General features: G+C 34.4%; 25 protein-coding genes. 11 read left to right on the top strand and 14 right to left on the bottom strand.

All coding sequences use genetic code 11. From position 1 onward, the window contains the following. Positions 1–3 precede the first annotated feature (3 nt). The 3 genes from GQ596_RS00610 to proA all read left to right on the top strand — a co-directional run bounded on the left by GQ596_RS00610 (position 4) and on the right by proA (position 2,314). Positions 4–300, top strand: coding sequence for a hypothetical protein (locus GQ596_RS00610; protein ID WP_160399759.1), 297 nt, complete (start codon positions 4–6; stop codon positions 298–300). A gap of 36 nt (positions 301–336) precedes the next feature. Further along, positions 337–756, top strand: a complete 420-nt coding sequence (locus GQ596_RS00605; protein ID WP_160399758.1) for a hypothetical protein — start codon at positions 337–339, stop codon at positions 754–756. A gap of 304 nt (positions 757–1,060) precedes the next feature. Continuing rightward, entirely contained in the window at positions 1,061–2,314 is a 1,254-nt protein-coding gene (proA, locus tag GQ596_RS00600; RefSeq protein ID WP_160399757.1) for a glutamate-5-semialdehyde dehydrogenase, read from the top strand. A gap of 58 nt (positions 2,315–2,372) precedes the next feature. Here the strand turns inward: proA and yegQ are convergent, their stop codons facing one another. Continuing rightward, complete coding sequence (gene yegQ, locus GQ596_RS00595) at positions 2,373–3,716, bottom strand: tRNA 5-hydroxyuridine modification protein YegQ (RefSeq protein ID WP_160399756.1); 1,344 nt, start codon at positions 3,714–3,716, stop codon at positions 2,373–2,375. Positions 3,717–4,029: 313 nt separating this feature from the next. Between yegQ and GQ596_RS00590 the strand changes: the two genes are divergently transcribed. The 3 genes from GQ596_RS00590 to GQ596_RS00580 all read left to right on the top strand — a co-directional run bounded on the left by GQ596_RS00590 (position 4,030) and on the right by GQ596_RS00580 (position 7,887). Continuing rightward, positions 4,030–5,334: a GntP family permease gene (locus GQ596_RS00590; RefSeq protein ID WP_160399755.1), complete on the top strand. Its 1,305-nt coding sequence runs from the start codon at positions 4,030–4,032 to the stop codon at positions 5,332–5,334. A 16-nt stretch (positions 5,335–5,350) separates the two neighbouring features. Beyond that, the gene (locus GQ596_RS00585; RefSeq protein WP_160399754.1) at positions 5,351–6,496 is read left to right on the top strand and encodes a glycerate kinase; all 1,146 of its coding nucleotides are present in this window, start codon (positions 5,351–5,353) and stop codon (positions 6,494–6,496) included. 236 nt (positions 6,497–6,732) lie between these two features. Continuing rightward, on the top strand, positions 6,733–7,887 hold the full coding sequence (locus GQ596_RS00580; protein WP_160399753.1) for a sugar diacid recognition domain-containing protein: 1,155 nt from the start codon (positions 6,733–6,735) through the stop codon (positions 7,885–7,887). Positions 7,888–7,925: 38 nt separating this feature from the next. Here the strand turns inward: GQ596_RS00580 and GQ596_RS00575 are convergent, their stop codons facing one another. Both GQ596_RS00575 and guaA read right to left on the bottom strand, forming a co-directional pair. Beyond that, the gene (locus GQ596_RS00575; RefSeq protein ID WP_160399752.1) at positions 7,926–8,117 is read right to left on the bottom strand and encodes a thermostable hemolysin delta-VPH; all 192 of its coding nucleotides are present in this window, start codon (positions 8,115–8,117) and stop codon (positions 7,926–7,928) included. Between the two features lie 147 nt (positions 8,118–8,264). Next, complete coding sequence (gene guaA / locus GQ596_RS00570) at positions 8,265–9,848, bottom strand: glutamine-hydrolyzing GMP synthase (RefSeq protein ID WP_160399751.1); 1,584 nt, start codon at positions 9,846–9,848, stop codon at positions 8,265–8,267. Between the two features lie 243 nt (positions 9,849–10,091). Here guaA and GQ596_RS00565 point away from each other — a divergent pair, with 243 nt between their 5' ends. Beyond that, positions 10,092–10,523, top strand: a complete 432-nt coding sequence (locus GQ596_RS00565; protein ID WP_160399750.1) for a hypothetical protein — start codon at positions 10,092–10,094, stop codon at positions 10,521–10,523. 3 nt (positions 10,524–10,526) lie between these two features. Continuing rightward, the gene (locus GQ596_RS00560; protein WP_160399749.1) at positions 10,527–10,994 is read left to right on the top strand and encodes a MarR family winged helix-turn-helix transcriptional regulator; all 468 of its coding nucleotides are present in this window, start codon (positions 10,527–10,529) and stop codon (positions 10,992–10,994) included. A gap of 225 nt (positions 10,995–11,219) precedes the next feature. On the opposite strand, the gene pta is transcribed toward GQ596_RS00560, so the two are convergent. Beyond that, positions 11,220–13,370, bottom strand: a complete 2,151-nt coding sequence (gene pta / locus GQ596_RS00555) for a phosphate acetyltransferase (protein WP_160399748.1) — start codon at positions 13,368–13,370, stop codon at positions 11,220–11,222. Between the two features lie 65 nt (positions 13,371–13,435). Then, on the bottom strand, positions 13,436–14,641 hold the full coding sequence (locus GQ596_RS00550) for an acetate kinase (protein WP_160399747.1): 1,206 nt from the start codon (positions 14,639–14,641) through the stop codon (positions 13,436–13,438). 169 nt (positions 14,642–14,810) lie between these two features. Here GQ596_RS00550 and yfbV point away from each other — a divergent pair, with 169 nt between their 5' ends. Next, positions 14,811–15,281 carry a terminus macrodomain insulation protein YfbV gene (yfbV, locus tag GQ596_RS00545; RefSeq protein ID WP_370516471.1) on the top strand — a complete coding sequence of 157 codons (471 nt, stop codon included), beginning with the start codon at positions 14,811–14,813 and terminating at the stop codon, positions 15,279–15,281. Positions 15,282–15,295: 14 nt separating this feature from the next. Next, on the top strand, positions 15,296–15,805 hold the full coding sequence (gene priC, locus GQ596_RS00540; protein ID WP_160399745.1) for a primosomal replication protein PriC: 510 nt from the start codon (positions 15,296–15,298) through the stop codon (positions 15,803–15,805). Between the two features lie 89 nt (positions 15,806–15,894). On the opposite strand, the gene GQ596_RS00535 is transcribed toward priC, so the two are convergent. Further along, on the bottom strand, positions 15,895–16,455 hold the full coding sequence (locus tag GQ596_RS00535) for a hypothetical protein (protein ID WP_160399744.1): 561 nt from the start codon (positions 16,453–16,455) through the stop codon (positions 15,895–15,897). Between the two features lie 354 nt (positions 16,456–16,809). Here GQ596_RS00535 and cysK point away from each other — a divergent pair, with 354 nt between their 5' ends. Continuing rightward, complete coding sequence (cysK, locus tag GQ596_RS00530; RefSeq protein WP_160399743.1) at positions 16,810–17,775, top strand: cysteine synthase A; 966 nt, start codon at positions 16,810–16,812, stop codon at positions 17,773–17,775. Positions 17,776–17,883: 108 nt separating this feature from the next. On the opposite strand, the gene ruvB is transcribed toward cysK, so the two are convergent. From ruvB to GQ596_RS00490, 8 genes are all read right to left on the bottom strand, one after another. Then, positions 17,884–18,888 (bottom strand): Holliday junction branch migration DNA helicase RuvB, encoded by a 1,005-nt coding sequence (ruvB, locus tag GQ596_RS00525; RefSeq protein WP_160399742.1) that lies wholly within the window; start codon positions 18,886–18,888, stop codon positions 17,884–17,886. 13 nt (positions 18,889–18,901) lie between these two features. Further along, positions 18,902–19,510: a Holliday junction branch migration protein RuvA gene (ruvA, locus tag GQ596_RS00520; RefSeq protein ID WP_160399741.1), complete on the bottom strand. Its 609-nt coding sequence runs from the start codon at positions 19,508–19,510 to the stop codon at positions 18,902–18,904. A 175-nt stretch (positions 19,511–19,685) separates the two neighbouring features. Then, a complete protein-coding gene (locus GQ596_RS00515) occupies positions 19,686–20,024 on the bottom strand; it encodes a YbaB/EbfC family nucleoid-associated protein (protein WP_065635232.1) in 339 nt (112 codons plus the stop codon). A 33-nt stretch (positions 20,025–20,057) separates the two neighbouring features. After that, a complete protein-coding gene (dnaX, locus tag GQ596_RS00510; protein ID WP_160399740.1) occupies positions 20,058–22,337 on the bottom strand; it encodes a DNA polymerase III subunit gamma/tau in 2,280 nt (759 codons plus the stop codon). A 449-nt stretch (positions 22,338–22,786) separates the two neighbouring features. Continuing rightward, positions 22,787–23,323: a 6-phospho-3-hexuloisomerase gene (gene hxlB, locus GQ596_RS00505; protein ID WP_160399739.1), complete on the bottom strand. Its 537-nt coding sequence runs from the start codon at positions 23,321–23,323 to the stop codon at positions 22,787–22,789. 10 nt (positions 23,324–23,333) lie between these two features. After that, positions 23,334–23,984: a ribulose-phosphate 3-epimerase gene (locus GQ596_RS00500; RefSeq protein ID WP_160399738.1), complete on the bottom strand. Its 651-nt coding sequence runs from the start codon at positions 23,982–23,984 to the stop codon at positions 23,334–23,336. A 14-nt stretch (positions 23,985–23,998) separates the two neighbouring features. Then, positions 23,999–24,514, bottom strand: a complete 516-nt coding sequence (locus GQ596_RS00495; RefSeq protein WP_160399737.1) for a YjbQ family protein — start codon at positions 24,512–24,514, stop codon at positions 23,999–24,001. Positions 24,515–24,632: 118 nt separating this feature from the next. Continuing rightward, positions 24,633–24,917 (bottom strand): PTS sugar transporter subunit IIB, encoded by a 285-nt coding sequence (locus GQ596_RS00490; RefSeq protein ID WP_160399736.1) that lies wholly within the window; start codon positions 24,915–24,917, stop codon positions 24,633–24,635. Between the last annotated feature and the right edge of the window lie 9 nt (positions 24,918–24,926).

Genomic DNA, 24,926 nt, shown 5'->3' with positions numbered 1-24,926 from the left:
ATCATGGGATTAGCTATTGGTGGTATAATTGCGAATTGGTTTGCAGTATTAATATTTTATCTTAACTCTTCATTAAACCGTGATGAGGCATCACAAATAGTTTTACCATTTGCAATTATTTTTGCTTTGATTGCTACATTAGGGTTAATTGTTGCAACAAACAATAAAAAAATTGGAGGTATATTAATCATTATAGGAAGTATATTTTTTATACCTCTAGGGTTAATTGGTGTTTTTGGTGGAAAAAAAGTTGTAAGTCAAGAAAATGCCAAATCTTTAGATGAAAGACGCAATTTCTAGAACATAAAAGAATATTACATTAATTAGGATAAAAAAGTGGAATCAAAAAACCAAACTACTAAACAATTTTATGCACGATATTTATCAATGCTTCGTATTGTCGTTTGTATTATTGTTATCATGGCAATGTTGGTCATAGCTCCAGAATTATGGTATAACATTATATTATTACTATTAGTACTAGTCATATCCATTTGGCAATATTTTATGGTATATATTACTATTGGTGAAGATTTTATTACACTTAAACCTGCACCAATAAGAAGTAATATAAGCGTACTTTTTGATGAAGTTAAATCAGTTAGATATGAACCTCAAAAAATATTTATAGAATATTGTAATAAAATAAGTAAACAGGAATCTACCTTAAAAATATATTTAAATGTTTTAGATAATGCTACAAAAGCAGAACTTTTAAATACTTTACATACAGTTTTAAAAGATAAAGAGTCATAAATTGATGTTTACAAGAGCAAAGAAGCACAGTTCTTTGCTCTTATTTCTATTTATACAGCTGCAATACTTAAATAGAAAACATTATTATATCCTACTTAGATTTTACTTCTTTTCAGCAAAAGTATACTTTTGATATCTATCATCATTAAAGATAAATAGAACGTAAGAGAATACTGAGTAAATAATGAAATAAAAATTTATTGTTAAATTTCAACAAAATATTAACGTTATATAAGAAATTATTTTATAAAAATAATGCTTAAACAAGTAGAATTATTAAAAATAAACTTTAGAGACAATAACAATGTTACAGCAAATGGGAAAAACTGCTAAACTTGCTTCATATCAACTAGCACAATGTCCAACCGCAATGAAAAATAACACGTTGATGGTTATGGCTGATTTATTAGAACAGCATAGCGCAAATATACTCATTGCAAATGAAAAGGACATCCAAGCAGCGAAAGAACAATGTTTAGACGAAGCCATTTTAGATCGTCTACTTTTAACACCTGAGCGATTATCATCTATAGCCAATGATATCCGCAAAGTAGTTTCCTTAGCAGATCCCATTGGACAAATGATTGATGGTTCAATTTTAGATAACGGATTAAAGTTACAACGTTGTAGAGTACCTTTAGGCGTTATTGGTGTGATTTATGAAGCTCGCCCAAATGTCACGATTGATATTGCTGCCCTTTGTTTAAAAACAGGCAACGCAGCACTACTTCGTGGAGGGAAAGAAACAATCAATACCAATGTTGCCATAATTTCTGTGATCCAAAAAGCATTAAAACAAGTCGGATTACCTCAAACAGCTATCCAATGTATTAATAATCCTGATCGTAAATATATTCATGAATTACTTAAACTCGATAAGTATATTGATATGATTATCCCCCGTGGAGGTGCATCTTTACATAAGTTATGCCGTGAACATTCAACAATTCCCGTTATTACAGGTGGTATTGGTGTCTGTCATATTTTTGTAGATGAAACGATTGAGTTTGATAAAGCACTACCAATTATTGTTAATGCCAAAACTCAGCGCCCAAGCACGTGTAATACACTTGAAACGCTACTAATTCATCGAAATATTGCAAAGCAATTTTTACCTAAACTCAGCCAAGCTATGGCAGATAATAACGTTATATTACATGCCGACCCAAGCTGTTATGACATATTAAAAACAGAACCTGCAACTGTCGTTCCCGTTAAAAATGAAGAATTACGGCAAGAATGGTTATCAAAAGATTTGAATGTGATTATTGTTAATTCGCTTGAACTGGCTATAGAGCATATCCGTGAATATGGAACAGGTCATTCAGAATCAATTCTAACGCGTAGCTTACTTAATGCTGAACAGTTTGTAAATCAAGTTGATGCGGCTGCAGTTTATGTTAATGCATCAACACGTTTTACTGATGGTGGACAATTTGGTTTAGGAGCAGAAGTTGCAGTTAGTACACAAAAACTACATGCCCGCGGACCGATGGGACTTGAAGCACTAACAACCTATAAATGGATTGGTTATGGTGATGATTTAATTCGCCAATAACAAAATCAAAGTGAATATACTGTTCAGACTAGCTGAACAGTTTTTAAACCGAATAAAACTAATCAAAATTACGCATTAATAATGCAAAATTTAAATCGATTTCTTCAGGAATTGGAATATAAACAATATGACCATCGCCAAGCCCTGAAGGTACTGGCTGTCCCTTTTTATTTTCCATACGCTCAATAATAAAGGTCTTATTGCCTTTTGGTGTCATCATTTCAACGCTATCACCGACTGAAAACTTATTTTTAACAATAATCTCAGCAAGACCATTTAAATGTTGACCACTAAATTCACCGACAAACTGTTGCCGCTCAGACACAGAATGGCTATGTACATAATTTTGCATATCTTCATGTTTATGGCGACGTAAAAAACCTTCGGTATAACCACGATGCGCAAGCGAATCCAGTTCTGCTAATAACCGAGGATCAAAAGGCTTACCTTCACTCGCTGCATCAATGGCTTGACGATACACTTGTGCAGTTCTTGCACAATAATAAAATGACTTAGTACGTCCTTCAATTTTAAGAGAATGTACTCCAATTTTGGTTAAATCATTCACAAGTTCAACCGCCCTTAAATCTTTTGAATTCATGATATACGTACCATGTTCATCTTCAAAAGCTTGCATGTATTCACCAGGCCTACCCGATTCTTCAAGCATAAACACTTTATTCGTGGTTTGACCAATGCCTAAAGTTGGTTCAACCTGTTGTACGGGGATTGGTTCGCATTTATGAACAATTTGCCCTACTTCGTCTTCTTTACCTTCAGCAACTTTGTACTCCCAACGGCAAGCATTAGTACAAGTACCTTGATTTGAATCACGCTTGTTAATATAACCGGACAATAAACAACGCCCAGAATAAGCCATACAAAGTGCACCATGAATAAACACTTCTAATTCCATTTCAGGGACTTTTTCACGGATTTCAGCAATTTCATCAAGTGATAATTCACGGGATAACACAACACGAGTTAATCCCATTTGATGCCAAAACTTTACCGTTGCCCAGTTAACCGCATTGGATTGCACCGATAAATGAATTTCCATTTCAGGAAAATGTTCACGAACTAACATAATTAAGCCTGGATCAGACATGATAAAGGCGTCTGGCTTCATATTTACAATAGGCTCTAAATCCCGAATAAAAGTTTTTAGTTTAGAGTTATGAGGAGCAATATTAACTACCACATAAAACTTTTTGCCTTGAGCATGAGCTTCATTGATACCAATAGCTAAATTTTCATGATTAAATTCGTTATTCCGTACACGTAAACTATAACGAGGTTGACCAGCATAAACCGCATCCGCTCCATAAGCGAAAGCGTAACGCATATTTTTAAGAGAACCAGCAGGAGAAAGTAACTCTGGTTTTGTATATAAAGTTGTCATTAAAATGCCTCTGATTTCAAGTCAGTATTACTTATTAGTAATAGGTTAAGCAAAATAGGATGGGGATTTTACGCTTTAGCTTGTCAGTTGGCAAATTAATTAAATAACTTAGCTAAATAATTAACTATTCATAATCATTATGAACATTTTTTAGCAAATAGTGTGACTAAATTCACACCATTTTGTAACTATGCCTAATTTTTTCTAATTTTAAAATAAAATTTTTATGCAAAACTACATAGCATAATGCTTAGTACAATAATAAAATTAGTCAATCTTATAAATTAACTGTATAGAAATAAGAGAAAATCTAATGAATGAAATAATTTCTTGGTATGGTGCTCTAATAGGATTATTTCTTGCAATATTTTTAATATTGCGAGGAATAAATCCTGTTTATTCGTTATTTTTTGGCGCAATAATTGGAGCATTTATTGGTGGTGCTAATTTAATTCAAACTGTATCTATTTTAGTTAGTGGAACACAAAGTATTATGGGCACAGTCATTCGAGTATTGGCTGCAGGTATTTTAGCTGGCGTTATGATGGAATCAGGAGCCGCCGAAACTATAGCTCAAGCAGTGGTCAAAAAGTTAGGGGAAAAGAAAGCGCTATTAGCTTTAGCTCTTGCAACAGGAATCATTACTGCGTCTGGTGTATTTATTCCTGTAGCGGTACTAATCGTTGCACCAATTGCTTTATCTGTTGGGAATAAAATGGGCATATCACGATTGGCACTATTGCTAGCTTTATCTGGTGGTGGTAAGGCAGGAAATATTATATCACCTAACCCTAATACCATCGCCGCAGCAAATGGTTTTAACTTAAGTTTAAGTGATGTCATGATAGGTGGTTTTATTCCAGCTATATTTGGGTTAACTGCAACTGTTGTTATTGCCTCATTAATCAAGAATAAAGGAGACAAAATCGTTGAGCAAGAAGTGCTTGCTTTAAAAAAAGATGAACCAGAAAATAAAAGCAATACGCCATCTTTAATCAAAGCTATTGTTGCTCCAGTTACAGCAATAATTCTGCTAATGATTAGCCCAATTGGTAATATTTGTCATATTGATTTTTTAGCTAATTTAAAAATTGACGCATTGTATGTACTACCAATAGCAGGAATGATTGGAATGTTTGCTATGGGTCAACATCGTAAAATAGCAATGTACACAAAATCAGGAATAGATAAGATGACACCTACTGTTCTTATTTTAATCGGCGCAGGGGCAATTGCAGGTTTAATTGGTGCATCGAATCTTGCTGGCCAAGTTATTCATATAATTCAATCAATGGGCATTTCCGGTTATTACTTATCACCAATTTCAGGCGTCCTAATGGCTGCAGCTACTGCTTCAACTTCAACTGGGGTCATTTTAGCAACAGGAACTTTCGGCTCGACAATTACTAATATGGGTATACCGGCAATTAGTGCTGCTGTCATGATGCATACAGGTGCTACAGTTATTGATTCATTACCTCAAGGAAATTACTTCCATGTCACTGGTAACAGCATGAATATGTCAATTAAACAGCGTATGAAATTAATCCCATACGAAGCGCTTGTTGGTGGAACAATGACAATTATTGCAACTTTATTATATGGCTTCATTATTTAATATCAGGAATAACTTTATGAAACAAAAAACATTTGTACTTGCACCCGATTCTTTCAAAGAAAGTCTAACAGCCAAAGAAGTTTGTGAAGCAATGGAATCAGGTATAAAAAAAGTATTTTCTGATGCTAAATTTGTTCATGTACCAATGGCCGATGGTGGCGAAGGCACAACACAATCATTAGTTGATGCCACAAATGGGACATTACATACTTGTGAAGTAACTGGGCCTCTAGGTAATAAAGTGATTGCCCATTTTGGTATTTTAGGAGATAAAACCACTGCCGTGATTGAAATGGCGTCAGCAAGTGGAATTCAACTTGTACCCAAAGAAAGCCGTAACCCATTAATAACTACCACTTATGGAACTGGCGAATTAATTTTAGCTTGTATAAAACATGGGGTAAAAAAAATCATTTTAGGTATTGGCGGTAGCGCCACCAATGATGGTGGTGCAGGAATGGCACAAGCTTTGGGCGTCAAATTTTATGATAAAAATAATCAATTATTAGGCAAAGGTGGTGGGAGCTTAGATAAATTAGCAAAAATCGATGTATCAGAAGTTAACTCATTACTTGATAATGTAGAGTTTATTGTTGCTAGTGATGTCACAAACCCATTATGTGGAGAAAAAGGAGCATCAAGCGTTTTTGGTCCACAAAAAGGGGCAACACCTGAAATGGTTAAGCAATTAGATAAAAATCTACAGCATTATGCATCTGTTATAAAATCACAATTAGGAAAAGATGTTTCAACCATTCCTGGCGCAGGAGCTGCTGGTGGATTGGGCGCCGGATTAATGGCATTTACTAACAGCAAAATGGAAAAAGGAATTAATATTGTTATTCGATATAGTGATTTAGAAAGCAAATTAAAAGGTGCTGATTTTTGTTTTACCGGTGAAGGAGGAATTGATTTCCAAACTAAATTTGGCAAAACACCTTTTGGCGTAGCTCAAGCAGCTAAAGCACAGCAAGTTCCTGTAATTGCTTTAGCTGGCACAATTGGAAAAAATATTGAAGAGCTATATCCTGAAGGAATAGATACTATTTTTGGTATCATTCCTAGTGCTTCCACAATAGAAGAATTACTAAATAACGGTTTTAAAAATATAGAACGAACTAGCGAAAACATAGCTCGTTTAATTAAAATAACTCAAATCTAACATCCTAAAAATAAATTAATAGCAAAAGAGGAATAGCATACTGACAATACTATTCCTCTTTTTATTTAAAATAATAATATCAACTAAATTTAGTTCACTATAATCAGTTAATAATTTTGATTAATAAAAATTTAATTATAAAAACGATATAAATAATTAGTTATAACAAGTTAAAATCACAGTCATTGTATTAAAAACAATCGTTTCATTAACAATAAAATTAGGAATCTACATCAATGAAATCTATAAGTATCACCCCTAAACTTGCCCAATATATTGTTGATCGCACAATGAAGATTATTGATTGTAATATTAATGTAATGAATAATAGTGGCAAAATTATTGGTAGTGGAGATATAGAAAGAATTGGGGAATTACATGAAGGAGCTATGCTAGCCATTTCACAAAAAAGAGTTGTAACAATTGATAATCCAACAGCAAAAAAATTAAAAGGAGTAAAACCAGGAGTCAATTTTCCGCTTAAATTAAATGATGAAATCGTAGGAGTAATTGGCGTTACAGGAGAACCTAAAAAAATCATTCAGTTTGCAAAATTAGTTTGCATGTCAGCAGAAATGATGATGGAACAGGAGCATTTATTAAAACAATTATCTCAAGATAACCGTTTAAAAGAAGAGTTTATTTTATCCATTATCCAATCGGATAATAAAGTTTCGGATCTATCCGAATGGAGTAGAAAACTCAATATCAATATTTCTCTACCTCATGTAGCTGTTATAATCGAAATAGATAGTGGACAATTAGGTATTCAAACAGCAATGAGTGAATTGCAACATATTCAAAATGAACTACAAATTATCACAAAAAGTAAACTAGTTGCTATAAAGTCTTTAACCGAAATTGTTATGCTGATTCCTGCATTAAATAAGTTTAATCGCTGGGACCTTGCTGAACACAAAAGTAACTTAGAAAAGTTGGTCAATTATATTAAAACGTCTTGCCAAGTTTTAGTTAAAATTTCTTTAGGAAACTACTTCCATCACGGTATTGATATGATTGCCCGCTCTTATCAAACTGCTAAAATAGCAATGTTGGTTGGGAAAAAAAGAATGCCAAATTGTCGTCATTTTTACTATCAAGAATTAATTCTACCTGTTCTTTTAGATAGTTTAAACCATGACTGGCAGGCAGAAGAATTGCTATCACCATTAAGAAAATTAAAATCTTTTGACCATAGTGGAATATTACAAAAAACACTCACAACTTGGTTTAATCAAAATCTACAAAATAGCAAAACAGCTAGCACATTATTTATTCATCGTAATACATTAGAATATCGTCTAAATAGTATTTCTAAATTAACTGGACTAAATCTATCTAAATTTGATGATCGAGTACTACTATATATTGCACTTCAACTAGACAAATAATTATTTAAAAAAATCCTAAACTATTTTTTTGCATAAAATTAATCGCTATTATTCAACAATGGTAAATATTCATCCCATCGATACTCTCTAATTGGCATAGGGTTAGTATTTTTAAAATATAAAACTAAAGCCGGTTTAATACCATTCCAATTATCAACAAATTCATATTTAACAAGCTCCCCATCTTTGATTAACTTCTTTGCTTTCGCATGATAATTAAAATACCCCATAGATTTATGATTCCGTTTGGCGAATTTAATAACAATTTAATATAAACATACCATACTCTAAAACCTATCAAATATTATTTTAAGTGGTATAAAATAAAAACCTTGATTAACAAGGTTTTTATAAAATATATCTACTTTAAATTGGGATTATTCCCACTCAATAGTAGCTGGTGGTTTTCCGCTTATATCATACACAACACGGGATATTCCGTTAACTTCATTAATAATGCGGTTAGAAACTCGCCCAAGGAATTCATATGGTAAGTGAGCCCAATGAGCAGTCATAAAGTCAACCGTTTCAACTGCCCGCAGTGAAACAACCCAATCATATTTACGCCCATCCCCCATTACACCTACTGAACGTACAGGTAAAAACACAGTAAAGGATTGACTAACTTTATGATAAAGTTCAGCTTTGTAAAGTTCTTCGATAAAAATAGCATCAGCTTGACGTAATAAGTCACAATACTCTTTTTTAACTTCACCAAGAACTCGTACACCTAAACCTGGTCCTGGGAATGGATGGCGATAAAGCATATCGTAAGGTAAGCCAAGTTCTAAACCTATTTTGCGTACTTCGTCTTTAAATAGCTCTCTTAATGGTTCAACTAAGCCCATTTTCATATCTTCAGGTAAACCACCAACATTATGATGTGATTTAATCACATGAGCCTTACCTGTGTCGGCTGCTGCCGATTCAATAACATCAGGATAGATAGTACCTTGTGCTAACCATTTTACATCTTTAAGTTTTGCTGCTTCTTCATCGAATACAGCAACAAATTCACGTCCAATAATTTTACGTTTAGCTTCCGGATCCGCTTCACCTTTTAGTGCAGCTAAAAAGCGATCTTCGGCGTTTACAGCAATAATATTTAAGCCAAATTTATTACCAAACATATCCATAACTTGCTGCGCTTCATTCAGGCGCAATAAACCATGATCAACAAATACACAAGTTAACTGATCACCAATAGCTTGATGTAATAATAATGCAGTTACAGAAGAATCCACTCCACCTGATAAGCCAAGTAACACTTTGTCATTACCAACCTTTTCTTTAATGCGAGCAATAGCGTCACTAATAATTGATGATGGAGTCCAAAGTTTTTCGCAGTGACAAATGTCGATCACAAAACGTTGCAGTAATTCAAAACCTTTAATCGTATGCGTCACTTCTGGGTGAAATTGCACACCATAAAATTGTTTTTCATCATTAGCCATAATAGCAAATGGACATGTTTCGGTACGACCAATAAGTGTAAAACTGTCTGGTAGCGTTGTGACTTTATCGCCATGGCTCATCCATACATCGAGTTGGTTAATCCCTGTATCAGTCGTATTATCTAAAATGCCATCAGTTAACTTAGATGATCCAACAATATCCACTTTGGCATAACCAAACTCTCGTTGATTAGAAGCGGTAACTTGCCCTCCTTTACCTACTTGAACTGCCATAGTTTGCATGCCATAACAGATCCCCAATACTGGCACACCTGCATTGAACACATATCCGGGGGCTCGTGGGCTGTTTGGTTCAGTAGTACTTTCAGGGCCACCTGATAAAATAATACCTTTGGGATTAAATTGTTTGATTTTTTCTTCCGATACATCCCACGGCCAAAGTTCACAATAAACACCAATTTCGCGAATACGACGAGCAATTAACTGAGTAACTTGCGAACCAAAATCAAGAATTAAAATGCGTTGCAGGTGGATGTCTTTTTTCATCAATTTTATTCCTAAACTATGAACTAATACAAAATTAGGGTGATATTGTACCATTTACCAAATAAATTGAGAGCATTAATTAAAAACAATTATAAATATTTTATATCATCAATAATTTTCAAATCACCTTATTACAGAATTCAATATCATGGTCATCAGACTAACCTTGTGATAAGTCAGCAAATCAAAAAAATTAAATTCCCTTTACTCAGTTAATAAGTAAACTTATTAAAAGGAGATGCTATGGATACCATTTCAATTTCTTTCATATTACCAACCAAAGCTAAACCAACTCAAATTTGGCAATACTATACTGATCTTAATTTAAGAAAATTATGGGAAACTGATCTTGAAGAATTTCGTATATTTGGTGACTTAAAAACAGGATCTAAAGGTATTTTCAAATTACAAAATATACCAGAAATGGAAGTTACTTTATCAAAGATCATTGATGAGCAAGAATTTACAGAACAATTTGATATGCCTGAAATAGGTTTACTATTTTTCTCACATCAAATTATTGAAATATCGCATAATCAATATGCATTAAAATCAGAAATTTCTCTAAAACCGAACAAAAAAATGGATACTAAAGCATCCTATGATTTTATAAAACAGATTTCAGATGATATTATTGATAAAGCTTACAAATTAAATAGCTTAGTTGAAGGGTAAATTATGACAAAGGACAATAAGTTTTTGACTCAATTCCAAACTGATTCTGAATCTATTGGTTTTGTTTTTATGAAAACTTATTCGTCCTGGCATACGAATATCAAAAATTGCTTGAAAAAACAGTCTATCACTCATCCTCAATTTATTGTGCTTGCAACACTTGCTTATCTATCACAGCAACCAGACGAAATAACACAAGTTATTTTATCAAATAAAACAAATATCGATGTGATGACAATTTCCCAAATATTAGAGAATTTAGAAAAAAAGGATTATATAAAACGCTCTTGCTCAATTAAAGATAGCCGGGCAAAATCCATTCAATTAACAGAAAAAGGATTGAATAAAGCGAATGAAACTGTACCTTTGGTTGAACAAATAGATAAAGATTTTTTTTCAACATTACAAGGTAATAAAGAACAATTTATGAAAATGTTATTAACACTATTAAAAACCAACATGAAGGGATAAAATCATTTATAACTTTTTATTATTTATTGTTTTTATCAACTTTGAATGCTTAGACTTGACTCAAAATAAGTTTTTGAAGACCTTCTCTCAAATTTCTAGAACAAAATACTTTAAAACTGAATCGTTATAACTCAAACTTTTTAAAGCTTATTACTTGGCTCAATTTAATTGAAAAAAGGTGATATTTCATCACCTTTTATCTATAGTTAAAATGTATTACTAAACTTATTTTGAAGCGTTTTGTTCTTGAGCCGATTGAATTGCGGTTAATGCTATAGTGTAAACGATATCATCAACTAATGCACCACGAGACAAGTCATTAACTGGCTTACGCATACCTTGTAGCATTGGACCAATTGAAACAAGATCTGCAGAACGCTGTACTGCTTTATAAGTCGTATTACCCGTATTAAGATCAGGGAAGATAAATACAGTTGCTTTACCAGCAACTTGCGAATTAGGCGCTTTTGATTTAGCCACATCAGGCATTACGGCTGCATCATATTGTAATGGACCATCGATCATAAGATCTGGGCGTTTTTCTTGAGCAATACGAGTGGCTTCTTTTACTTTTTCTACATCAGCACCTTGACCTGAACTACCTGTTGAATAAGAGATCATTGCAACGCGTGGTTCAATACCGAATGCGATAGCTGTATCAGCTGATTGAATCGCAATTTCAGCTAATTCTTGTGCATTTGGATCAGGATTAATTGCACAGTCACCGTAAATGTAAACTTGATCAGGCATTAACATAAAAAATACTGATGAAACAAGTGAACTACCTGGTGCTGTTTTAATTAATTGTAATGGTGGACGAATAGTGTTAGCTGTTGTGTGCACCGCACCTGATACTAAACCATCAACTTCGTTAGCTTCAAGCATCATCGTACCAAGTACTACGTTATCAGCTAATTGCTCGCGAGCAATCACTTCTGTCATGCCTTTATTTTTACGTAATTCAACAAGACGAGGAACATATTTTTCACGAATATTTTCAGGATCAACGATCTCAACCCCTTGTCCTAAAGTCACACCTTGTGAAGCAGCAACTTTACGTACTTCATCAGGATTACCAATAAGCACACATTTTGCAATGTTGCGTTCAGCACAAATTGCCGCAGCTTTGACTGTTCTTGGCTCATCACCTTCTGGTAATACAACAACTTTCTTAGCATTACGCGCAAGTTCAGTTAATTGATAACGGAAAGCTGGTGGTGATAGACGACGTGCAGAATTCACTACTTCATTTAATGATTTAATCCAATTTGCATCTATATGATCAGCAACAAAATTCTGGGTATTTTCCATGCGTTCTTTGTCATCAACAGGAATTTCTAAATTGAATTGTTGTAAATTGATAGAGGTTTGGAAAGTATTGGTTTTAACAGTAAATACAGGTAAACCTGTATCAAAAGCTGGTTGGCATAATTTTGCGACTTTTTCATCGATTTCATAACCACCAGTTAATAAAACACCACCAATTGAAACGCCATTCATTGCAGCTAAACAAATAGTGGTTAATACATCTGAACGATCGGCTGATGTTACTAAAAGAGCATTTGGTTGTAAATGACTGATAATATTAGGAACACTACGTGAACAGAAAGAAATATGTTTGATACGACGGTTTTTGATATCACCTTCGTTAATAATTTTTGCATCAAAATGTTTAGCAATATCAACAGATCGACAAGCACTTAAGTCCATATTCCAAGGAATACAACCAAGAACAGGAAGTGGGCTATACTCATTTAAATCTTTGATTGTGACTTTTTTACCGTCAAATTTAGGCGTATGATAAATTTCTGCAACATCAGGACGAGCAAGACTTTGCTCTTCAACTGGTGCATTAACTTTATTAACAATAACACCAATGATTTTTTCATTTTTGATACCACCAAAATTAGAACGTGCAATTTCAATACGATCTTTAAGTTGCTCTGGTGAATCTTTACCCATATTGACAACAAAAATAATTTCAGCACCAAGTGTTTTAGCAATATTATTATTAAGCTCATTAGCAAAAGGATAATCAGATGTTGGTACAATACCCTCAACTAAAACAACGTCAGAACCTTTAGTGTTTTCAGCATAAAGCGCAACGATTTCTTCCATTAACACATCTTGTTGATTCAAACCTAATAGGTTTTCAACATGGCTCATTTTAAGCGGTTTCAAAGTTGGAATTGACGTGTTATGGCTAACTAAAGTTGTTGTGTTATCTGGAGCATCACCACCAGATCTTGGTTGTGCTACTGGCTTGAACACATTTAAGTTAATACCTTGACGCTCCATTGCTCGAATAACACCAAGGCTCACACCGGTTAACCCGACATTAGTACCGGTTGGAATGAGCATAATTGTACGAGACATAATTTTACCTCTTAATTCTTTATTAAATAAAAACAAACCGCCATTAAGGCGGTTTTTATTGAATATTACGCAGTTAGACGCGCAGCATCTTGAGCAATCACAAGCTCTTCATTAGTTGGAATTACCATTGCGATAGCTGAACCATCTTTAGTGATTGTGCCACCTTTACCAAAACGAGCAGCTAAGTTACGCTCTTGATCAAGTTCAAAACCAAGAATACTTAATTTTTGTAACGCCATGCGACGAACCTCTTCAGAATTTTCACCAATACCACCGGTAAAGATGATAGCATCTAAACGACCATCTAAAAGCATTGCATAACCACCAATATATTTAACTAAACGGTGAACAAAAACATCTAAAGCGTTTTTAGCATTTTCATCTGTTTCGTAATTATCAGTTACATAACGGCAGTCACTACTTACACCTGTTAAACCTAATAAACCTGATTTTTTATTTAATAGATTATTAATATCAGAAACAGACATTTTTAAATTGTCATGTAAGAAAAACATAATAGCAGGATCGATATCACCACTACGAGTACCCATTACTAAACCTTCTAGTGGTGTTAAGCCCATTGAAGTTTCAACACATTTACCATTTTTAACAGCTGTAATTGAAGCACCGTTACCTAAATGACAAGTGATAACATTAGTTTGATCAACTGGTTTATTTAATAATTTTGCTGCTTCACGACTAACATAATAATGGCTAGTGCCATGTGCACCATAACGACGAACACCATGTTTAGTATAAAGTTCGTTAGGAATAGCATATAAATATGCTTCTTTTGGCATTGTAGTATGGAAAGCAGTATCAAATACAGCTACATTTTTATCTTTTAAATGTGGAAACGCTGCAAATGCTTCACGAATACCAATTAAATGAGCAGGATTATGTAATGGTGCAAATGCTGCTGCTTCTTCGATTCCTTTTAATACTGAATCATCAATAACTACCGATTGAGTATATTTTTCACCACCATGAACAATACGATGACCAATCGATTTAATGCTATCTAATAATTCTGGTTTTTGTGGAAAGATGCTATTAACAATAAAACGAATTGCTTCACTATGTGCAGCACCTGCACCTAAAGAGGCTTCACCTTTAACACCGTCAAGTTTCCACTTAATACGTGCATCAGGAAGGTTAAAACATTCAGCTAAACCAGATAAAAATTCATCACCGTTTTCAGGGTTTATAATGGCAAATTTTAATGATGAACTTCCGCAATTAAGAACAAGAGCGTTATTACTTGATGACATAGTAATTCCTATAGATTGAATAAAAAGACATATACCAATCAAAATTGGTAACTCAGCACATGATAAAATCAATGTGACTACACTAGGTGACTTCTGATATCTTGCTTTTTGAGATAAAATAGAGGAGTCTCCAATTTGAATAACACTATTTTAAGACAATAAGAAGTGAATGTCGAGGAATCCGCAAAAGATGAACCTAATAAACACAATTAAAGCAGGGATAAGGTATATGAAGCTTTGTCCGACGGACAAACAGCTAATGCATTCATTTCCTGAATTAAAAATCATTAACCACATAAAAACCGCAAATAAATACTTGCCCCCTATCATTATTGGCCTACTAGTTTGGCAATATTGCCTGCCTGCTCAAATTGCAGTAACAGCAATAACCATATTATTTGCCTTAAGTTTACCTTTACAAGGGATATTTTGGCTAGGACGACGCGCACTATCACCTTTACCACTTAACTTAATTGAATGTTATAATCAATTAAAATTAAAGTTGATTGCTAAAAAAATCATCGCAGAAAATAGCTCAGAAGACAATAAACTAACATTTGAAGCATTTATGAAAATTATAAATTTAGCCAAATTGCACTTAGGTGATTACTTTGGTTCAGATGATACCTTACCTTATTAAAAAGGCCGACAATAATGGCAGATTTACTCACAACACTACAAAATCAAATTAACCAGCTAGAACAACAAATCAATTTAGCAAACGAAAGGCAATATCAAGAGCCCTATTTTGACGAACAACTATTTCAAACCAATAAAATTGTGACAGACAAAACATTTTATCTTGAAAAAATAAAACACACCTATCAAACATTAGTTGCTAATATCGAATCAGAAAAAGTCGAACAAATCACTTTTTTATCAGACATGTTAGTCAACCAAATTACAGCCCTAACACGTGAACTAGCCACCCACAATTTGCGCAAAAAAGAGCCCCAAATCATTATTGAAGAAACCCTAGCTCAAAAACACATGCGCCATTTAGATTATTTACGTCGATTGCAAGAAATGAAATACGAGTTAGAACTATCATCTGACATCATTAATCAAAGCAAAATAGCTGCACTTGATAATCGAATTTACCGCTGTGAACAAGCAATTAAAAAAATTGAGTTTGAGATGGAAAGTGATATCAATGATTTCTAATAAAAGCCAATTTAATGTCGTAAACAAAATAGTTACATAACTATTGCATAAAATTATAAAATTAAATACCAGCCTTTAATAAATCATTATCAATGATTTGATGATTTAAAACCCATTAATTGAGAAAAATATTTAGCACCATAGCCTTTAAAATAAAATTGAACCTGACGACTTTTCAAAGCGTAGATAAATGCGCTTGTTTCCTCATACGAATAAAAACCACTTACCCAACGTTTATTTAACTTAAGCTTATCATTTTTGAAAGTCAAACATAACAAACATGAATTTACGAATGCTGAAGATCTATACCTATTTATTCCATCATGCTGACGAGATAATCGCATAGTAATTTTAACATTAAGATCACTATTGATATCATAACAAATATCTCGCCTAAATTTTCGTGATACAATAATTTTATTATTGCTAACTATAGAAAAAACTGGCGAAAAAAACATTTTCACTATATACAACAGACTAGTAATTAAAAAAATCCCACATATACAACTATTAAAATTCAATAAATTCAAACCTAAAAAACGATTAACTGCGTCAAAAAAAAGTAAAGTATCGACAAAATAAAAATCAATTACAAAAATAAATAAAACACAACACACAGCCCCTAACAATATTCCTGTAATACTAGCCATTATCAAGGTACAAATTAAAGACTTTTGGAACGGTCCTAATATTTCTATTTTTGGCTTTGATCTTGTTGGTTTTAGTCGTTTTCTCATTAAGCTACGGTCAAATTAATCTATTAATTGCGTTAATATAATAACAAAAAATCTATCATTTAAGATGATGATAAAAATAAAATTAAAAAAACATTATACGGAATTAGTGTTTATTTTTCTTATCTCAAGATTATTCTTATGACTAAAATGAATATTGTTATAATGATTAATTAGTATCGTCTTTTTGGATTATATTTATAATAATGATTATTCATAATCAGTAGTACAATACTATTTATTTTAAAACGATTAATTAAGGATTTTGATATGAGTAACATATTTGATGATAACTCACAAACCATTGGGCATACTCCATTAGTCAGATTAAAACACTTTGGTCATGGCAACATATTAGCCAAAGTCGAATCACGCAATCCGAGTTTTAGTGTTAAATGCCGCATTGCATCGAATATGATTTGGGATGCTGAAAAACGAGGTTTATTAAATTCTGACGTTGAATTAGTTGAACCCACCAGTGGCAATACGGGCATTGCGCTCGCCGCTGTTGCAGCCGCTCGTGGTTATAAATTAACATTAACAATGCCTGAAAGCATGAGTATAGAGCGTAGAAAGCTACTTAAAGCGCTTGGCGCTAACTTAGTATTAACCGAAGCAGCCAAAGGAATGAAAGGCGCTATCGAAAAAGCTGAAGAAATTGTCGCAAATGATCCTACAAAAAATATTATGCTACAACAATTTAGCAATCCAGCCAATCCAGAAATTCATGAAAAAACAACGGGTCCTGAAATTTGGCAAGATACCGATGGTAAAGTCGATATTTTTATTGCTGGCGTCGGAACTGGAGGCACTTTTACAGGTGTAACTCGTTACCTTAAAAAAACACAAGGAAAGGATATTACTGCGGTTGCCGTTGAACCAACTAACTCATCAGTCATTAGCCAAGCACTCGCTGGTGAACCAATAAAACCGGGGCCACACAAGATCCAAGGTATTGGTGCAGGATTTATTCCTGATAATTTAGATTTAAGCTTAATTGACTTAGTTGAAAAAGTCACCAACGAACAAGCCATCAACACAGCTCGAGAATTAATGGAAAAAGAAGGCATATTAGCGGGGATCTCATCTGGCGCCGCAGTTTTTGCAGCAGATCGCCTCGCAAAATTACCTGAAAACGCCAACAAAACCATCGTCGTTATTTTACCCTCTTCTGGCGAACGTTATTTAAGTACCGATTTATTTAGTGGGATTTTTACTGAAAAAGAGTTGGGATAAACGACATCAAATGAATATCTTAAAAACTAACACCACCTTATAGTGGTGTTAGAATAATAAATCACATATTTATCAACAAAATATTAATAATAAACTAAACATATCCGCCTATGCATCTTGAATAATGCCAAAATGCCGATACGCATGTGGTGTTGCAATTCTGCCACGAGGCGTTCGTTGAATATAGCCTTGTTGAATTAAAAAAGGCTCAAGTACATCTTCGATCGTTTCACGTTCTTCACCGATAGCTGCAGCAATGTTATCGAGACCAACGGGCCCACCCATAAATTTTTCAATAATGGCTAGCAATAATTTACGATCCATATAATCAAACCCTTCGTTATCAACATCAAGCATATCAAGTGCTTGAGTAGCTATTTTTTGATCGATAACACCTTTTGATTTTACATCGGCATAATCACGCACACGGCGCAAAAGACGATTAGCAATCCGAGGGGTACCTCGAGAACGTTTAGCAATTAAATGTGCACCTTCATCAGACAAATCCATCCCCAAAAATTTGGCACTACGACTCACAATATACTCCAAATCCTCGACACGATAAAACTCAAGACGTTGCACAATACCAAAACGATCACGTAGTGGCGAAGTTAATGACCCAGCACGCGTTGTTGCACCAATTAACGTAAAAGGGGGAAGATCAATTTTAATCGAACGCGCAGCAGGTCCTTCACCAATCATAATATCCAATTGATAATCTTCCATTGCTGGATATAAAATTTCCTCAACAACAGGAGACAATCGATGGATTTCATCAATAAACAACACATCATTAGGCTCTAAATTGGTCAGCATAGCAGCTAAATCGCCAGCTTTTTCGAGCACAGGACCAGAAGTAGTCCGTAGATTAACATTCATTTCATTAGCAACGATATTAGCTAACGTAGTTTTCCCCAATCCTGGTGGTCCAAAAATCAACACATGATCGAGTGCATCTTTACGTTGTTTGGCTGCTTGAATAAAGATCTTCATCTGTTCACGCACCTGTGGTTGCCCAATATATTCATCCAAACATTTAGGACGAATTGCACGATCTAGTGATTCTTCTTCCTTTTGCGCTTGTGGAGCAATCAAACGATCCGCTTCAATCATAATCAATCCCTATTTACAGTGCCGACTTTAAGGCTTCACGAATCAGCGTTTCGCTATCCATTTCAGGTTTAATGACTTTACTAATAATACGGCTAGCTTCTTGTGGTTTATAGCCTAATGCAATTAGAGCCGAAACCGCCTCGCCTTCAATTTGATTAGCCGATTTTTGAACGTTATCCATATCAACAAACGTACTAGTATTGGATAATGGTTCTCCTAAATGCTTAATACGATCTTTCATTTCAACAATTAACCGCTGTGCTGTTTTATTGCCCACACCGGGTAGCTTAACTAAAGTCTTAATTTCGCCCTGTTCAACCGCACCAATAAATTGCGATGCTGACATACCTGACAAAATAGCTAACGCTAATTTAGGTCCCACACCATTAACTTTAATAAGTTCACGAAATAACTCGCGCTCTTGCTCTTGATTAAATCCATAAAGTACTTGCGCATCTTCACGCACAGCAAAATGAGTTAATACAATAACTTCTTGCCCGTTTTCAGGTAATTCATAAAAACAGGTCATCGGCATAAACACATTATAACCGACGCCACCAACTTCAATCAGAACTTTCGGGGGTTGTTTTTCAATAATGGTGCCACGTAAACGACCAATCACAATATATCCTTAAAAATAAAGCATAACAATTAAGCAAATAATTGGTTAGTTTACCCGATAGCAAACAAATAATAAAGAAAAACTGTATAAATAGACAGGCAAAAAACAATATTGCCAATTCGATACACAAAATTGGCAATATTAAAAGATTAGGTTACTGAACTACTAAATGGCCTTAAAACGGCATTTTAAAACCTGGTGGTAATTGCATGCCACCTGTTACTTGCGCCATTCGCTCTTTTTGCGCTTCGTCTAAACGACGGCTTGCATCGTTATAAGCTGCCGCAATAAGATCTTCTAGCATTTCTTTATCATCTTCGGTTAATAGCGATGGATCGATTTCAACACGTTTACAGCTATGTGTACCATTAACGGTCACTTTAACCATACCTGCACCTGATTCGCCTGTAACTTCTAATTTAGCGATCTCTTCTTGCGCTTGTTGCATTTTTGCTTGCATTTGTTGGGCTTGTTTCATTAAGTTGCCCAATCCACCTTTTCCACCTGAAAACATAATAATTCCTCGTTTAAAAAAATATGACCATGATTATACAGGACGAACACTTGCTTCATCAATCTTAGCGTCAAAATATCGGCAAATTGTTGCCACTTTTGGATCTTCGGCAACGGCTATCTTTGCCTGCGCAAGTTTTTCTTGGTACAACTCCTCGCGCATTTCGATTGGTGTTTTATAATTTAGATCATCATCAATAATAATATTCACATCAAGCTCTTGATTACGATGTTTACAAAGAGCTTTTTTTACTTTAATCACATTCGATATCGAATTAATCAAATGCTTAACGCTTGAACGCAGGTGCAACACAATCATCCCATCATCTGTTTGTTCAAAAAAAGAGTTAACGACAATTTGCTTAATCAAAGGTGACAAATCCAATTGCTCAATTTCAGCACACCATGCATCCTTTTGAGCCATTTCGGCAATCAACTTTTTAGTCATTTCGGGTGTTTTTTCACCGTTAAGAGACTCACGAAAAGCTTTCGTATCCACAACAAGCTCTTCTTTCATCGGAATTAAGCCACTAGCTTGCCATTGATAATTTTCAGCAGTGATTTCTTCTTCCTCGTCATCATTATCGATACGACTATCACCGCTATCAGTATTGACAGACTCAACAGAAACAGAATTTTGCTTAATCCGCTCAAGAGATGCGTTGATGACTGAACTTTTAGGTTGAGCAGCTTTAGTTGCATCAACCGCTTTAGACTTTTTTGGATTTTTTTCCTCTTTCATCAACTGCATGCGCATTTCTAAAATACTCTTAGTCACTGACGAAACCTCATCAGGAATCGCTAAATCATCACCTCCTGATTTAGCCGTTTGTTCAACTTTAGGGCTGGCAACTAACGACTTATCATGCGCAGGTTTAGAAGAAACATGCGGTTGTTCAGGTTCAGATAAAGGCGAACCAAGCGCTGATTGTTGTGCTTCAAGTGAAGAGGATTTAACGGGCTCTGAATGATTAACCGCATTATGCCCTAGCTGACTTACTTGTGGTGCCTTTGTAGCTTCTGCTGGTATTGTTGCATGCGAAATTTGCGTTTGAGAATTAACTGACTTATTACCCTCTGCTTGCTTCGATACATTCGTTTTCCCCATTGCTTGAGCTTGAGCTTGAGCTTGGGATTGAGTTTGTGATTGATGTTGGGTTTGGGTTTGGGTTTGGGTTTGGGTTTGCGATTGTGGCTGTAGCGCAGTTGGAGAAACAACTGCATCAACGTCCTTTGGCATAAAAGCCAAGGCCCGCAAAAAGCTCATTTCAACACCAATTTTTTTATCGGGAGCAAAAGCAAGCTCTTTACGACCCATTAACAAAATTTGATAAAACAACTGCACATCATTCGGAGCCATATATTGTGCTAAAAAACGGATACGTTCTTCGTTATCGGTATAATCGCCTAATGCGGTTGGCACCACTTGTAATAACGCAATTTGGTGCAATAGCGTAATGGTTTCGGCTAATAAATTGTCCCAATCAGCACCTTGAATTGCCGCAGACTCGATTTGTTGCATTAAGGCATTACCATCACAATGATGCAATGCTTCGAGCAACGAAAATGGGATCGATTTATCAAGTGTACCAAGCATTACTGATACTGATTCAGCGTCGACTTTACCGTTACCAAGGGCAATGGCTTGATCAGTTAAACTTAGCGCATCACGCATACTACCATTAGCAGCTTTAGCCAATAGGCCAATGGCTTTAGGGTCATGACTAATTTGTTCTAACTGTAAAATATGATCCAGTTGTTTGCTGATTAACGTCGAATCAAGCACATTTAAATGCAAATGCAAACAGCGTGACAAAATAGTAATTGGCAACTTTTGAGGATCAGTAGTTGCCAATAAAAATTTAACATGTTCGGGCGGCTCTTCTAAGGTTTTTAGTAATGCATTAAAGCTACTGCGTGACAACATATGAACTTCGTCAATCAAGTAGACCTTAAAACGCCCTTTGGTTGGTAAGTATTGAATGTTATCAAGGATTTCGCGCGTGTCTTCGACCTTGGTTCGCGATGCTGCGTCGATTTCGAGCAAATCAACAAATCGCCCTTGCTCAATATCACGACAATTATCACAAACCCCACAAGGCGTTGCCGTAATACCCGTTTCACAATTGAGTCCTTTTGCTAATAAACGTGCAATTGATGTTTTACCCACGCCCCGCGTGCCTGAAAACAAATAAGCATGATGAACACGACCAAGTGATAAAGCATTAGACAAAATTTTAAGGACATGCTCCTGCCCCACTACTTCAGAAAATGATTTTGGTCGCCATTTGCGTGCTAAAACTTGATAACTCATAATCACCATAACTTATTGCCATTGAATTTGGCGCTAATCATACCACAAACCAATAAAATAGTCTTTAAACTGCCGATAATTGATGCAATATTGAACAACAAAAATCACTCTACAATTAGTCAAAAACTCTACTGTAAAAAATAACCAACTTATTGATAAAGAGCACAAGATAGGATTGAAAAGGATTATTAGGTTGCTTAGTGCCACCCAACTTATTGATTTTAAACAAAAAAAAGAAAAATAAAAAACTTCAATAAAATCAATACCTTTCCTGACAACTTTTTAGATGATGATTATTTCCTTTTCAGTAAAAAATATTTTAGTAAAAATACTCCCACCAAACTCCATATGCACTTCATCCACTCAAATAAAACTAAAATTCGAGACAAAAAACCGTCAGGAAAGGTATTGATTTTATTGAAGTTTTTATTTAAAGCTAAAGACAAAAATCACTCAATATTTGCATGACGACACTTCATCATTTCTGGTGTTTGTTGCAATTCTTCCATCAATCCATAAACAAGGCTATCATAAATCAATAGCGATAACTGTTCAAAAGTACTACCCATTGGTTGGCTTAATTTAACGACATTAATAGGAGTAACAATAATACTATCGGCCAACTTTGCCAAAGTCGAACTACCGTTTGCTGTTAATAGGATGATGTTGATATCCAATTCTTTTGCCTGTTTTGCATAAGTAATTAGGCTTTTTGTTTCGCCAGAATTGGAGCCTAAAATCAATAAATCGCCTTTATTAGCTCTGGGTTTGCTTATTTCGCTAATTAAGCTAACGCTTAAACCTAAATGCATAAGCCTGTTAGCAAAAGCGCTTATCATTAATCCTGAGCGCCCAGTTCCCGCTAAAAATAGATGATTTGCATTAATAATCGCATGTTTAAATTCATTAAGTTGTGCTTCGCTTATGGTATCTAGTTGTGCTGATACTTCGGTGAAGATATTACTTAATAGTGATTTTATGCTCATTGTTTTTTCCTTAACTTATCGCTACTTTTAATTTTTCAATATTGTTTCCAATCTCATTATTTTTAAAAATAAATCCACCAGAAACAATATTATTAGCCCCAACAGCTACGCATGCAGGTAGAGTTTTATCAGTAATATTTCCATCCACTTGAATGTCGTAATGGTAATTACCTTTTTGCCTTTCTAAATTGAGTTGCTCGATTTTTTGCAGTGTGAATGGCAAAAAAACCTCGTTTTTTTGCCCAGGATTAACGGTCATAACTAATACAAGATCAACAAATGGTAATAACATTTTTATAGATTCAACTGGCGTACTTGGGTTAATGGCTAGCCCAACTTTTATATTGTTACTTTTGATTTTATTAATAATAAAGGAATGATGAACCGTTGCTTCATAATGAAAAGTAATAATATCTGGCTTAGCTTCGATAAAATCAAGAATTGATAATTCAGGCTTTTCAACCATGAGATGACAATCTAAAATAAAATTGGTATGTGCTTTTAGATTTGATATAAAGCCAATATTAAAACCTAAATTAGGAACATAATGATTATCCATTACATCAATATGCAAATGTGTAATACCCAATAAATCGAGTGTATCTAACGTTTCTTTGATTAAATAAAGATCTGAATTAAATAACGATGGAGACAAAATCATAGTTATCACCTTTATTAACAACCCATCAGCATAAAATTAACATTACGAGTCCTTTCACGTAATGCATCCCAATCAACAAAATAAATTCGTCCAAGTTCACCCATAAGCGGCTTTCCATCTTTGATGATTAATACTAATGAAAAACTACCAAACAAAGAGGATTTGATATGAGCATCAGTATTGAGCATTACCCATTTTTCAGCAGGATAATTAGGATCATTTAAGCTTAAACCAAACTCAATATGCTTTGGCCCAGGACTATTGTATTGATTTTCGCTAGTCATTTTAGGAACGATCTGTTCTAGTACATTATTGATATCGACATGCAAATATTCGTCACCAAAAAAGTTAGTATCGTGCATACATTCATCAAAAAAAAGTGAACAGGTTGTGTGCGTTGTAGTGATAGTAATTTGGCCATTTTGGATATTTGATTGCTTAATAAATTGGTTTATATTATCAGTAATATCATGGTAAGAGTGCCTTCCGGCGACAGTTTCGATTTTTATAGCATGGTGATAAATATTCATAAGATTATTCCTTGCTTATTTGCCCCAACTACACATGCACTATGAAGCTAAATCGCACTGTAAATGGGGCTATGTAAATGAGGCATATTTTTAATATGCCAAATCTAATGTTGTCATGTTATAACGCTAAGCGTTTTTTTAGTTCAGCAAAAAACTCGTTTAAACCAACACCGGTTAATAAAGCTAAGCCATTTATGACTTTATCTTTAATCGACTCAGGCACAATGGTGGTGCTAATAACCACGTCATATGAATCGATTTTATTTAACTCATCGGCTATTTTTGATTGATAGATTTTGACATTTTCTGCTAATTTTTCATCATTTAACCATTTGGTTACTTTGCTAACAGCAATGGTTGAAGTTGCATGCCCTGCTCCACACATGATAAGTAATTTTTTCATATTGATATC

It is taken from the genome of Gilliamella sp. Pra-s60, assembly GCF_009795755.1.
Taxonomy (GTDB): Bacteria; Pseudomonadota; Gammaproteobacteria; order Enterobacterales; family Orbaceae; genus Gilliamella.
The sequence above is the reverse complement of the archived record's forward strand: the minus strand, read 5'-3'. Positions and strand labels throughout refer to the sequence as shown.